General features: G+C 59.7%; 11 protein-coding genes. 2 read left to right on the top strand and 9 right to left on the bottom strand.

Annotated features, from left to right (window positions below; translation table 11 throughout):
• Positions 1-43: 43 nt before the first annotated feature.
• Complete coding sequence (gene thiD / locus KFE13_RS00915) at positions 44-844, bottom strand: bifunctional hydroxymethylpyrimidine kinase/phosphomethylpyrimidine kinase (RefSeq protein WP_260705252.1); 801 nt, start codon at positions 842-844, stop codon at positions 44-46.
• Between the two features lie 269 nt (positions 845-1,113).
• Here thiD and KFE13_RS00910 point away from each other — a divergent pair, with 269 nt between their 5' ends.
• Both KFE13_RS00910 and pyrF read left to right on the top strand, forming a co-directional pair.
• Positions 1,114-1,629 carry a septal ring lytic transglycosylase RlpA family protein gene (locus tag KFE13_RS00910; RefSeq protein ID WP_260705251.1) on the top strand — a complete coding sequence of 172 codons (516 nt, stop codon included), beginning with the start codon at positions 1,114-1,116 and terminating at the stop codon, positions 1,627-1,629.
• An 81-nt stretch (positions 1,630-1,710) separates the two neighbouring features.
• On the top strand, positions 1,711-2,448 hold the full coding sequence (gene pyrF, locus KFE13_RS00905) for an orotidine-5'-phosphate decarboxylase (RefSeq protein ID WP_260705250.1): 738 nt from the start codon (positions 1,711-1,713) through the stop codon (positions 2,446-2,448).
• Between the two features lie 358 nt (positions 2,449-2,806).
• On the opposite strand, the gene KFE13_RS00900 is transcribed toward pyrF, so the two are convergent.
• From KFE13_RS00900 to KFE13_RS00865, 8 genes are all read right to left on the bottom strand, one after another.
• Positions 2,807-3,715: a dimethylarginine dimethylaminohydrolase family protein gene (locus KFE13_RS00900; protein WP_260705249.1), complete on the bottom strand. Its 909-nt coding sequence runs from the start codon at positions 3,713-3,715 to the stop codon at positions 2,807-2,809.
• A gap of 200 nt (positions 3,716-3,915) precedes the next feature.
• Complete coding sequence (locus KFE13_RS00895; protein ID WP_020713649.1) at positions 3,916-4,095, bottom strand: Rcat domain-containing protein; 180 nt, start codon at positions 4,093-4,095, stop codon at positions 3,916-3,918.
• A 193-nt stretch (positions 4,096-4,288) separates the two neighbouring features.
• Complete coding sequence (locus KFE13_RS00890) at positions 4,289-5,527, bottom strand: hypothetical protein (protein ID WP_260705248.1); 1,239 nt, start codon at positions 5,525-5,527, stop codon at positions 4,289-4,291.
• An 81-nt stretch (positions 5,528-5,608) separates the two neighbouring features.
• Positions 5,609-6,643 carry a CPBP family intramembrane glutamic endopeptidase gene (locus KFE13_RS00885; protein ID WP_260705247.1) on the bottom strand — a complete coding sequence of 345 codons (1,035 nt, stop codon included), beginning with the start codon at positions 6,641-6,643 and terminating at the stop codon, positions 5,609-5,611.
• A 24-nt stretch (positions 6,644-6,667) separates the two neighbouring features.
• On the bottom strand, positions 6,668-7,549 hold the full coding sequence (locus KFE13_RS00880) for an acetyl-CoA carboxylase carboxyltransferase subunit alpha (RefSeq protein ID WP_260705246.1): 882 nt from the start codon (positions 7,547-7,549) through the stop codon (positions 6,668-6,670).
• Between the two features lie 94 nt (positions 7,550-7,643).
• A complete protein-coding gene (locus KFE13_RS00875) occupies positions 7,644-8,540 on the bottom strand; it encodes an MBL fold metallo-hydrolase (protein WP_260705245.1) in 897 nt (298 codons plus the stop codon).
• Entirely contained in the window at positions 8,537-12,073 is a 3,537-nt protein-coding gene (gene dnaE / locus KFE13_RS00870; protein ID WP_260705244.1) for a DNA polymerase III subunit alpha, read from the bottom strand. The genes KFE13_RS00875 and dnaE overlap by 4 nt, the downstream gene beginning before the upstream one ends.
• Before the next feature lie 84 nt (positions 12,074-12,157).
• Positions 12,158-13,192 carry a M20/M25/M40 family metallo-hydrolase gene (locus KFE13_RS00865; protein WP_260707006.1) on the bottom strand — a complete coding sequence of 345 codons (1,035 nt, stop codon included), beginning with the start codon at positions 13,190-13,192 and terminating at the stop codon, positions 12,158-12,160.
• Positions 13,193-13,242: the final 50 nt, after the last annotated feature.

The raw sequence follows: 13,242 nt of genomic DNA, 5'->3' as shown, positions 1-13,242 counted from the left end.
CCTCCCTCTTATCGGCGTCTTCGAGGGGGGCATTATGGAGGAGTTATCGCCTGAGCGGCCACAGGTGATTCAGTGGCCCGTGGCCATGACCAATCGAGGCCGACTGGCGGATAGCCTCTGCGACATAGCGTTTTGCCGCCGAAACGGCCGTAAGATGGTCGTCGCCAAGGACAAGACGGCTGAGCAGCGCGCTTGAGAAGGCACAGCCCGTCCCATGCGTCGCCATGCTGTCGATGCGCTCGCCGGCAATCCAGTGAAGCTCACCGCCGCAGGTAAGGAGCAGGTCGTCAGGCTGGTCCAGATGCCCCCCTGTAGCGACGACGTTCAGGTTCGGGTAGGAGGCTTGGAGAGTCCGAGCCGCAGGCTCCAGTTGATTGCGGTCAGCGACATGGAGGCCGGTAAGCAGGCTCAGTTCCGCCAGATTCGGCGTTGCCCAGTCGGCCAGAGGAAGAAGACGTTCACGCAGGCATCGCAGTCCAGCTGGTGAGAGCAGTTCCCTGCCTGAGCTGGAGCGCAGGATGGGGTCGAGAACGACAGGCGTCTGCGATGACTCTTGTTTCAGGCGTTCGAGGTAGCTGGCGACCGCTTCGACGATCTCTTCTGTTGCCAGCATCCCGATCTTCACGCCAGCGGGCGGCAGATCTTCATGGAGACAAGCGAGGGTTTCTCGCAGAAGGCTGGCCGAGACGGGCTGGCTATCACGAACTCCGAGGGTCGATTGGACCGTGAGGCTGGTGATCGCGGAGGTCCCGAAGAGGCGATGGGTAGCGAAGACCATCAGGTCTGCGGTGATTCCGGCTCCGGAAGAGGGGTCAAAGCCGGCGATGGTCAAAACAGTCTTCATGGCATCGAAAAGAACGAATTGGGCGAAAAAAGGGCCCTGAGGAATACTTTTCTGAGATTTTTCAAAAAATAGCAGGATTCTTATCCGGCTGCCGAAAAGTAGCGAATTTGGGCGGAAATCGGCTGATTTAAGGGCGAATATCGGCATCAAACCCTGGGAACTCCTTTAGCACAGCGAGGGAGTTCAGACAAGCGAAATCCTGCTCTAACTCAAATCGGCTGATTGACTTAGCTATTTCCTGCCAAGACAATAGAGGGATGGGAAATGCCATGAAGATGATTCCTGTTAATAGAAGCGGCAACGCTTCGACTCGACTTGGAGTTGCCGTCGTGACACTGCTCGTAGCGTTGGGTGTCTCGGCTTCAGCCAGCGACCCAGCTCCGTCACAAATGCAGAACAACTCGCAGCAACCTAACAAGACGCACCGCTGGTTCCAGATTGGTCAGGCGTCGTGGTACGGCAAGTACTTTCAGGGCAAGAAGACCGCCAATGGCGAGTCTTACGACATGAACGGACTGACCTGTGCTCATCGGAGCCTTCCGCTGAACAGCTGGATTCGCGTCACGAACCTGAAGAACCGCAAGTCGATCTTCGTTCGTGTGAACGACCGCGGTCCGGTTCCGGAAAGTCGCATCGTCGACCTGTCCTACGGAGCAGCCAAGGCTGTCGGGCTTCGCGGTATCGGCAAGGTCAAGCTGGAGACGCTGCGGCCCAACGATTCTGAGATGATGAAGCAGCTGATCGCCCAGGTACGGATGCCCCAGCTGGTTCCACAGGGCATGTAAATCAGAGAAAGTTCAGCAATTGGCCAGAGAGGTACCTGAAGAGGCTCTCTGCTGACGCATGCCTGGGACTAAACTGGTGTTATGACTACCAGTGTGAGTTTTGCTCCCCAGGAAGGCGTTCAAGTTGCTGCGCGTGACCGTCTGGCGGTCGCGCTCGATGTCCCTGATGCGAAGAGCGCGTATGAGCTTGTGGACCGTCTGGACGGCGCCTGCCGCTGGCTGAAGGTCGGCATGGAGCTTTACTACTCTGCCGGAAACGGTCTGGTGGAGACACTTGCGGGTCGCGGTTACAGCATTTTTCTCGACCTGAAGCTGCACGATATTCCGAATACTGTGGCTGGTGCGGTTCGCTCGGTGACGGGCCTTGGAGCCGGGCTGCTGACGGTCCATGCTTTCGGCGGTCCGGCGATGCTGCGGGCGGCGGCGGCGGCGAAGGCTCCGGGAGCGCCGAAGCTTCTGGCGGTCACGGTGCTGACGAGCATGGATCAGAGCGAATTGAGTGCTGTCGGAGTTCCCGGCTCACCTGCCGACCAGGTTTTGCGGCTGGCTACGATGGCGAAGGCCTCCGGGATGGATGGCATGGTCTGCTCGCCGGAGGAGGTTGCTGCGGTTCGAGCGGCTACCGGGCCGGAGTCGATTCTTGTGATTCCCGGAATCCGTCCAGCGGGAGCGGCGGCTGACGATCAGCGCCGTACAGCGACGGCAGCGGATGCGATCCGACGCGGTGCATCGATCCTTGTTGTGGGAAGGCCGATTACAAAGGCTCCCGATCCGGCAGCGGCGGCGCGGGCCATCCTGGATGAGATGGAATCGGCTTGAGCCACCCTGTACCTTTTCGTGCAAGGTATTCAAACGATGAAGGTTATTGGAACGGTTACCTGAAGGTTCAGTCCAAAAGAGAAGCCTCCGGACAAACCGGAGGTTTCTTTTTGATTGCTCTTACTTAAATTCTAGCAAATGGGATAAGTGAAATCGGCAAACTATATGCCTTTTATTTTGTGCTAGTTGAAGGAAAATGGGTCTTGACAGATTTGTGCTGGAAAGCAGATTCCTCCACTACGGACCATGACTTCCGCTCGCAATGACAATTCTTAAAAGGGGCTACAGACAGATGCGAGAACCCTCGGCTTCGCTTGAATGAACAGGTCAAACAAGCGAAGCCGCAATTACGGGAATTTTAGATCTGAGCCGGGAGACCGCTGCTTACGCGGGAGTCGCTTAGACGGAGAGCCAGTGCTTTGGCGGATCCGCCTCCGCGAATGAACTCACTCAGGTCCAGCTCCGTGACCTTGTAGCCGAGGTCTTCGAGGCGCTTCGCCAGGGTCGTGCCGGTGATCCCCATGAGGATGTTATTGCCTACGTTGATCACGTTGCAGGCAAAGTGCGTTGCTTCCTGCTCGGAGACGGCGATGCGCTTTTCGGGGGCATAGGCCGCTTCAATCTTCGCTCGCGAAGGCGCATCGAAGGCTACCGGGAAGTAAAGCAGGTGACCTCCGGAGAGGGGGGCGAAACAGGTGTCGAGGTGGTAGAAGCGCGGGTCGACCAGGTGCAGCGAGGTGACCGGCGTGTGCCATGCGTCCGCGACGTGGCGGTGGCTCTGAAGGCAGGTGCGGACACCGTGCGCGGCCCACAGGCGCTCGCCGGTGGGATCGAAGAGCGCATCGCCCTCGCCCTCGAAGGCCGTCTCGCGTGGGGTGTCCCAGACAAGGAAGCCGGCGGCCTGGAACCACTTCCGCAGGTGCTCCTCTTCGGTCTGGCGCTGCGGGTGAGTGAAGCTGGAGAGCGCCGCGACACCATGCTGGACAAGCGCGGTATGGCCGACGAATACCATGTCGGGCGAGCCGGGCTTGGCGTGGATGAGGCGGATATCCGCGAGACGCTGGAGCTGGCTGTGCAGCTCTTTCCACTGAGCGAAGGCCTTATCGCGAGAAGGACGGTGGAGATTGCCGGCCATCCAGGGGTTGATGACGTAGTTGACGTCGTACCACTCCGGCGGACACATCAGGTATGTGGGGCGATCAAAGTGAGGGAGGGAGGAGAAGGTCGAAGAAGAGGATGAAATTGGTGCAATGCTAATGGAGCTCATAAAAACTGTGTTCCCTGCTTTCCGGTGAAGAGTCTGCCCGGCTCAACAGACAGTCGTCAAGTGCAGTAACGGTAATTTGTTGTACAACTTTGGTTCAGCCCGACACCATTTTGGGTCGGCATTGCATTTAGACGCCTCTACACAGGAAAAGAGCCCCGAAAAGGGGCCCTTTCTTTGTGGAAAATCTGATCGTCTGGACTTTAGAGCTTTTCGAAGAAGTCGCATGCCGAGCAGGAGATGTAAACTCCGCCGGGCGTTCCGCGCTCACGGTCCTTAACCCGCTTGACGATGCGGGTGGGCTTGGAGCACTTTGGGCAATCGGTGCTCTTGTTAGTATCCATGACTTTCTTACGGTCGCCGGTCTTGGCAATCTTCGCCATAATGACTTGTTCTCCCTAACGAATGTTTCGCCTCGCGCGCTTAAGGACGCTCTGCCCTCGCCCGAATGGACGCGAAGGACGGAAGACATCCGGTACTTCTCAGGATTGTCCGGGGCAGGCCACGGAAGGAATCTTCAGGAGAAGAACTGCGGTTGCTGCTCCTTGTGATTTTACACCGGCAGCCAAATTATCGCTACGGCCCCTGTTGACGACGATTGATCTGCGGCTGCGTGGTTGTGGTGGTTGGTGATGTGACCGGGGATATCTGTTGATCCGCTCCAGGGACGGCCGGTTGCGTGGATGGAATGTCCTGGCTGGAGGTATCGGCTGGTGAACCGGGTGTGGCGGGGATGGGCTGGCGGTCGATGCGCTTGTCCTTATCCTTGTCGTCGGGGTACTGCACTTTGCCTTGTGCATTCGGCGGCTCTTTTTCGCCGGGGAGGCGGAGCGACGGCGGTTTGGAAGAGGGGGCGGGGTCTTCGCCATCCTTGCCAGGGACATGGTCGCCCATTGCGATCTCGCGGGTGTTGGTGGGGAGCTCGGAGCCGTCGAGCTCGTTCTTATCGTGGATCTCGACGGGCTTGCCGAGAGCGGCGATCTCGACCACGGTGACGCGGTCGCCGACGAAACGGACGAACTTGACGGTCTGCGGCGCGTGCCCGTATATCCACTCCTCGTAGCGAGCGCCGTTGGGGTCACCGCTCTGCTGCTCGCGGACCTTATTTTCTGGCGCGCCCAGTGCGGCGAGAACCATGCGGTGGTTCATGCCGACGAGGACCTCATGGGCGGCGATGGCGTCGCGGAGGCGTGGCGAGAGGGTGTCGGCGTAGGCCTGCTCGCTGGTCTTGACGCCGAAATCGATGACGGGCTCAAGGAGGGCTTTGACCTCAGGTGCGGAGATCTCGGGGATTTCGTTGGGAAAGACGAGGCTGATGCGCGAACCGGTGGGGCGCTCGGGATTGGTGGCTGCGACGGGGGCGTCGTTGAGCTGGATATGCGAGAGGAAGCGGTGTTTCGCATAAGGGCCACCGTTGAGGTCGAGGACGATCTCGTTGCCTTTGAAGGTGAGCGCGGTGATCACGATGCGGTCGCCGGGGGCGGCAGACTGGCCCTTCTGGTAGACCATCTGGCGGTATTTTTCGGGGCTGGGTGAGAGGTCGCCGTTGGCCTGCAGGGAGATGACGCCAATGGGAATGGCGCGATGGGCGAAGCCCTGCTCTGCTTCAAGATTGCGGACCAGCTCACGGCGTCCGCGCTCGGAGATCTTGTCGGTGGGCAGAGGAATGCTGGTGGGCTTGAAGGCGGTGGAAATGTCGGCGGTGGCGGTCTTTTCGCCTACGACGAAGACCTGCGCATGGATCGCCCGCGTTGAGAGCGTTGGGAGTGTGAGAGCGAAGCCGGCGACGAGGAGAACCCATCTGCGCGTAGCCATGGAAGCACCTCAGATACAGACAAGCTTGCGCCTTCTCTTCCCTTTTTACAAGTGCCGGAAGGTTTACGTTGGAGGCCGCGTTCAGGGGTTGGGTTCGGAGTCTGCGGAGCGTCCCTGGGGCGTCATGGGAAGTATTTGAACGAGCGAGTTTTGTTTGGCTTTGGCGGCCTCCTCCATCGCTGCGTGCGCGGGTGGGGGCGCGATGTCCATGGGGTAGCCGCCGGGGACGATCTCGGGGTGGGTGTAGTTCCAGGCGTAATCGCGCGTGACGCGGACGAGGAGGATGAGTCCGGCGATGAGTGCGAGGATCATGACGGCGGAGGCTTCGGGGCCGTAGTCTTCGCCGGTGACCCAGGGCCTGCCAATGGCGTTGGTCTGGATGAGCGTCGCATGGTTCAGCGAGCCGGCGACGGGGAGTCCGAAGAGTGCGCCCATGCTGGCAGTCCAGGCAAAACGCATGCCCCAGGCCATCCAGAGGCCATGGGTGCGAAGCCAGGAGATGGAAAAGAGGATGCTGCTCAGGAACGCGATGACAAGGGCGAGTCGGCCGGCTCCGTCTTCGATAGCGCAGGTGATGGCGAAGAGAAGCGACATGAAGCAGGTTGCCGCAACGGGGCCGATGGCGTCGATGAGACGACGGAAGGGATAGCCGCGGAAGATGATCTCCTGCGCGAGCGATGTGACGGCGATGACGAGCAGATTGAAGAAGAAGAGAAGGAAGGCGCGGGGCTCAAGCCAGAAACTGACGTAGAGGTCGCCTGCGAGCGCCATGGGAAGGACAGTAGCAGTGACGATTCCCCAGCCCAGCGCTGCGCCTGTGAGCCACTCGCGGGGTGCGGAAGCGCGCGGTGGAAGCGCGAGCGACTGGCGGATGGTGCTGGGTCGGCGGGCGATGGCCTCAAGCAGCGTAAAGCCAACGCCAAGCAGGAAGATGAGGAAGATAGCAGCGAGGAGCGTTGTGGCCCAGTCGGCATTGAAGCGGTTCGTCAAACCGCGTGCCGAACTGGCCGAGAGCAGGCGAGAGGAGAGAGACCATGCCAGCGCAGCAACGACAAGCGCAAGCTGGAAGGCTTTGCCAGTTCGCGGCTGTGGTGGGACTGAATGAGGCGCGGACAACGTAGATGCTCCGTTGAATGTTGATTAGGCGCCGGAGGCAGCGGCTGGCAATGCGGAATCGCTGGTGTAAAACTGCGCGATGTTGCGGAACTTGCGATAGCGCTCCTCGAGCAACTGGTCGGTGGACAGCCTGCGCAGGTCGGCGAGGTGGTGACGCAGGCGATCGGCGACAACGGCGAATGCTGCCGCAGGGTCGTTCTGGCTGCCGCCCTCCGGCTCTGCGATGACGTCGTCGACGCACCCCATCAGCTGTACGTCTCCGGCCGTGTACTTAAGGGCCGCGGCGGCCTGCTGCTTTTTGTTGGCGTCCTTCCACATGATGGAGGCGCAACCTTCGGGCGAGATGACGGAGTAGATGGCGTTCTCGAGCATCAGCACACGATCGGCCAGCGCGAGCGCAAGGGCTCCACCTGAGCCACCTTCACCGGTGATAGTGGCAATGGTAGGAACGCGTAGGCGCGACATCTCGATGAGGTTGCGAGCGATGGCTTCACCCTGGCCGCGCTCTTCGGCACCGATACCAGGATAAGCGCCGGCAAGATCGATGAAAGTGAAGATGGGACGCTGGAATTTTTCGGCGATCTTCATCGCGCGAAGAGCTTTCCGATAGCCTTCAGGATCGGGTGAACCGAACTTGCGTGCGACGCGTTCCTTGAGTGTGCGGCCTTTGAGGTTGCCGATGACCATGACCGGCTCACCGTTGAACCATGCCGTACCACAGGACATGGCCTGATCGTCGCCGAAGGCGCGATCGCCGTGAATCTCGCTGAAGTCGGTAAAGATCGCTTCGATGAAGTCCATGGGATAAGGGCGTTGCGGATGCCGGGCCAGCTCCGTTTTGCGCCATGCCTCGGGAACTGCTTCCGATGCCGGGTGCGTCGGCTTGCGTGATTCGAGATCAGCCATTCTGCATATTGTAGCGGAATTTACGTTGAAGGCCCGGCCGTGATGCTGGTATGTGGTTGGACCTGAATTCAGGACTATGACAGAACCGTGGGGCCTAGTAGATATCGAGATCGTTGGCGACGATTGCTTTTCCGGTATATCCCGCCTGTCTCATTTCGTCGAGAACGCCCGCCGGGGTGACTCCCCAAAAGAGCACATGGTAGAGAACGAGTGTTTTGGGTTGCGCTTCTGCCGCGATTTTTGCGAGTTCTGCGGTTGAGGTGTGGAACTGGCGGTGGTACTCGCGATCACCGGCTGCCTGTGTCAGTAAGCCTGCCTGCGGGTAGACCTCGTGCAGCAGCAGATCGCAACCGTGGCAGGCTGCAACGACCGAGGCAGAGGGGCGCGTGTCGCCAGAGATGACGATGGAGCGATCGGGCGTATCGAAGCGATAGCCGAAGCTTTCATCCCACGATCCGTGTTTTACCGGGAAGGCCGTAACCGTGACGTTTTCGTCTTTGTAGACGACTCCTTGCTTCACTTCGTGCGTGTGGTAGACGTAGGCATCGGCATGTCCCTGTTCGAGGCCATGAAGACGGACATCGATATCTTTTGCCCAGGCCTGGTGGACGAGTGAGACCATATCCGCTGTTCCCTTTGGCCCGTAAATCTCCATCGCTCCGCGACGGCCGACGACGGACGGCGTGAACATGATGTCGGGCAGGCCTGCGGTGTGATCAGAGTGCAGGTGCGTGAGAAAAAGCGTGTGGATGTTGCGTGGTGCAGCAGCGGGAACTTTGCTGCGCGCAGCGGATGCCCTGCGAACGACGCCCGGACCGCAGTCCACCAGATACGGCGTTCCATTGACGACAATTTCAACGGCTGGTCCTGAACGATCAGGATCAGGATATGGCGTTCCCGTGCCAAGCATGATGACCTGCGTCTTCGATGGCGTTTGCGACCATGCTGTGCCAACAAGCAGCAGGGCGATGAGGGCTGTGCGGCGCATCATTCGATAACCCGTACGCTTCCCTGCCCGACCAGTTCTTCGACACGGTCGATGAAGAGGCGATCTGCCGCGACCATGACGTCGGCAGGTTCGAGCACGGCGCAGAACTCGCCGGGTTCTTCGAGATCGAGTAAGAGTTTGCCCTTGCCGGGAGCGGCCACCAGGATGGCATGAAGTTTTTCGAGCAGCGCAGAGTCAGGATTGTGCAACGGAACCTTGATGCGCAGGGCTTCGGGCAGCTTGATCTTGACGTCTTCAAGCGCCTGAATGGAGGAGATGGCCAGCTTGGGCGCTGAATCCTCTTCGCCGCGGAGTACGCCACGGATGAGGACCGGGACTTCGATCTTGAGCTTCTCGGCGAGTTTTTCGTAAGACTGCGGGAAGGCGATGAGTTCGATCTTGCCTGTAGTGTCTTCGAGCGCGGCCTGTGCGTAGAGCTCGCCGGAGCGCTTGGACTTGGCGACTTTGAGGCCGGTGATGACACCTGCAATCTGAATCTCGTTCTGAGGGGATTCGTCGCGACCGCGGCGGAAGACCTGCGGCTCGGGTTTCATTTCGACGGCGGTGGCCGTGTCAACGACCTTGATGTTGCGCAGCTTTTCGCGGTACTTGTCCATGGGATGGCCGGAGACGAAGAAGCCGAGGACTTCTTTTTCGTTCTGCAGGCGTGTGTGCTCGTCCCATTCGGGAACATTGGGCAGTGCGTCGGCTGATTTGCCGGAGGCAGAGATATCGGAGTCGAAGATGCCGAAGAGGCCGTGTTGTCCGGCTGCGGCGTCGCGCTGCGCTTTCTGTGCGCGCTCCATGGCGGAGTCGAGCGCAGCGGTGGTTTGCGCGCGATTCCCAAAGGTATCCATCGCTCCGGCCTTGATGAGCGACTCGAGCACGCGCTTGTTCAGGCGGCTCAGGTCGACTTTCTCGCAGAACTCCCACAGGCTGGCGAAGCCTTGCCTGCCTTCTTCGCGTAGTGCAGAGCGGGCTTCGAGAATGGAGAGGATGGCATTGTGGCCGACGTTCTTGATGGCAGCGAGACCGAAGCCGATTGCCTTGCCGTTTTCTGTAATCAGCGGTGTGAAGTTGGCATCAGAGCGTTGGACATCCGGAGGAACGACAGGGATGTTCATCTCGCGGCACTCGCCGATGTACTTCACGACGTTTTCGGGCTTCGAGGTTTCACTGGTAAGCAGTGCGGCCATAAACTCAACCGGATAGTGTGTCTTGAGCCACGCGGTGTGATACGCGAGCAGCGCGTATGCCGCCGAATGCGATTTGTTGAAGCCGTATCCTGCGAACTGTTCCATCAGGTCGAAGAGCTGACCGGCCTTGTCCTTGGGGAACTTCTTTTCGACGGCTCCCTTCATGAACAAGTCGCGCTGCTTGGCCATCTCTTCGGCAATCTTTTTACCCATCGCTCGACGCAGCAGGTCGGCTCCGCCGAGCGAGTAGCCACCGATGGCGGAGCTGATCTGCATGACCTGCTCCTGGTAGACGATGACGCCGAGCGTCTCTTTGAGGATCGGTTCCAGCTCGGGGAACATGTATTCTACGGCGCGGCGTCCCCACTTACGCTCGATGAAGTCGTCGATCATGCCGCCCTGAATCGGGCCGGGACGATAGAGCGCATTGAGAGCGGTGAGGTCTTCGACGGTAGTTGGCTTGTAGCGGCGCAGCACGTCGCGCATGCCGCCGGATTCAAACTGGAAGACGCCGGAGGTGAGCGCCTTATGGAAGACCTGCTCGTAGGTCTTCGCATCGTCGAGCGGGATCTTCGCCATGTCGATCTCTTCGCCGGTCGTCTGCTTGATAAGCTTCAAGCAGTCGTCGATGACGGTGAGCGTCGTCAGACCGAGGAAGTCCATCTTGAGCAGGCCCATCTTCTCGACGGCCTTCATGTCATAGGCCGTGACCATGGCTTCGTCTTTGGTGCGCGTGACGGGGACCAGCTCGGTAAGCGGCTTGGGTGCGATGACAACGCCAGCGGCGTGGACTCCTGCTCCGCGTACGAGGCCTTCGAGACGCATGGCGGTGTCGATCAGCTCTTTGATCTTGGGGTCGGCCTCGTAGGCTTGTGAGAGCGGGCCTTTGTCGGCGAGCGCCTGATCGATGGTGATGCCGATGGTTGCCGGAATCATCTTGGCGATGCGATCGACTTCTCCGTAGGGCATCTCGAGTGCGCGGCCTACGTCTTTGATGGCGGCCTTGGCGGCCATTGTGTTGAAGGTGATAATCTGCGCGACCTGATCGGTGCCATATTTCGAGCGAACGTATTCGATGACCTCGCCGCGACGGTTCATGCAGAAGTCGATATCGATATCCGGCATGGACACGCGCTCCGGGTTGAGGAAGCGCTCGAAGAGCAGCTCGTTCTGGAGAGGGTCGATGTCGGTAATCTCCATCACGTAGGCCACGAGCGAGCCTGCGGCCGAGCCACGGCCCGGGCCGACGGGGATTCCCTTCTCCTTGGCGTAGCGGATGAAGTCCCACACGATCATGAAGTAGCCGGGGAACTTCATCTGCTTGATGCAATCGAGCTCGCGGTTCAGCCGCTCTTCGTAGTCGGCGATGGACTTGCGCAGCAGGCCATTGGCGCGGAGGTGAGCGATGTTGGTTTCGAGGCGCTTCTTGAGGCCGTCGCGGCAGACCTGTTCGAAGTAGCTGTAGAGATCGTAGCCTTCGGGGACGGGAAACTCGGGGAACGGATTGTCGACGGCGCTGAGCTTGAGGTTGCAACGGTCGACGAACTGCATCGTGCGCGTACAGACTTCAGGGTTGTCGGCGAAGAGCTCGTGCATCTCGTCGGCCGACTTGATGTAGAACTCCTGTGTGTCGAACTTGAAGCGATTAGGGTCGTTCATGCTGCCCGCGGTCTGCACGCAGAGCAGAATTTCGTGGGCACGCGAGTCGTCGTTAGCCACGTAATGCGAATCGTTGGTCGCGATGAGCGGGATGCCCAGCTCCTTCTCCATGCGGTAGAGAGCTTCGCGGACGGGCTTGTCGGGCTCGAGGCCGTGATCCTGGACTTCGAGGAAGAAGTTGTCCTTGCCGAACATGTCCTGAAAGATGCCGGCGGTCTTTTTGGCCTCGTCGTACTTATTGGCCATCAGGTGCTGGTTGAGCTCACCGGCGAGGCAGCCAGAGAAGGCGATGAGTCCCTTTGTATGTTTCGACAGAAATTCTTTGGAGACGCGCGGCTTTCGATAGAAACCGTGCAGCGCGGCCTCGCTGGTCAGGCGAACGAGGTTGCGGTAGCCCTCTTCGTTTTCGGCGAGCACGAGGAAGTGGTTGTAGCCGCCCGACATCTCGCGATGGTCGGCAGTTTCGGAGAGATACAGCTCGCAGCCGAGGATCGGCTTGATGTTCTTCTTCTTCATCGCATCGAAGAAGTGAACGGCGCCGAAGATGTTGCCGTGGTCGGTCATGGCCGCGGCGGTCTGGCCGAGCTTGCTCAGGTGCGCGGCGAGCTTATCGACGTCGCAGGCTCCATCGAGTAGGGAGTAGTCCGTATGCAGATGGAGGTGGGTGAACTCGGCGGCCATATCTCTATGTTAAGCCTGTCCGGAACAACGCGCCGATGAGGAAAACGTGGTCGAAACTCTGCGTACCTTGCTTGATTCGAGTGACTAGCCCACGAGGCTGGCAGCGAGGTTGTAGTAAAGATCGACCGCTTCGAGGAGTTCCTTCTTCGAGATCTTTTCGTCCGGCGTATGAGCGACATGGATGGAGCCGGGGCCAAGCAAAAAGGGTTCTCCCCAGGCTGTGAGCGACGGAATGTCTGTGGTGAACTTTGCGACCATCGTCGGCAGATCGCCGACCTTGCGCATGCGGACAAAGGGCAGATCAAGCGAGAAGCTGACATCTGCGCGTCCGGCAACTGCTTTGAGTATGCTCTGCCTGACCTCTTCGGAGGGGCCGACGAGGCGAATGAGGATATGTGCCTCCGCTTTGTCGGCGATTACGTTGGGGGCGCGACCGCCTTCGATCAGGCCGATGTTCAGCGTCGATGGACCGATCTCCGGCTCGACAGGCAGCGGCATGGCAAGCACATCGTGGAGCGCCTCGACGAGTTTGTCGATGGCTGAGTCGCCGAGCTCGGGATAGGCCGAGTGCGCCATCTTCCCTTTTGCTCGCAGCTCGACGCGCAGAGCACCTTTGGAGGCAAGAGCCAGGCGATTGTCGGTGGGTTCGCCATTAATGAGGAACTTCGAGCCGCGTGGATTCTGATTCGCTACGATGGCGCCTGCAGAGTCGCGCTCTTCGCCTACGACGAAGAGGAGACCGACGTTTACGCCGGCATCGCGCAGACGGTCGGCAGCAGCGACCTGAGCAGCGATGATGCCTTTGGCGTCACAGGTGCCGCGTCCGTAGAGGAACTCGTCGTCTTCGCGGCAGCCGAAGTAGGGCGGTACGGTGTCCATGTGCGTGGAGAGAACAACGTCCGGCGTGATGCCTGGCATGGATGCGTAGACGTTGAAGCGCTCGCCGTCACCTGCTCCGGGAGTGAGTGCGTGATCGGGCTGAGGCACGGCCATGCGCTCGACGTTGTAGCGCTGGCCTGTAAGGTACTCGTGCAGGAAGGCTCCCGCTTGCCCCTCGTGATATGTGGTGGATTGGATATCGACGAGTTGCCGGGTGAGCTGAATTGGATCGACGGGCATGTTGTCAGGATACGACAAGGTATTGGCTCCTCTGCGTTACATGATCCTGA

This window comes from Edaphobacter flagellatus (assembly GCF_025264665.1).
GTDB lineage: Bacteria > Acidobacteriota > Terriglobia > Terriglobales > Acidobacteriaceae > Edaphobacter > Edaphobacter flagellatus.
This window is presented reverse-complemented; position numbering and strand designations above follow the sequence as displayed.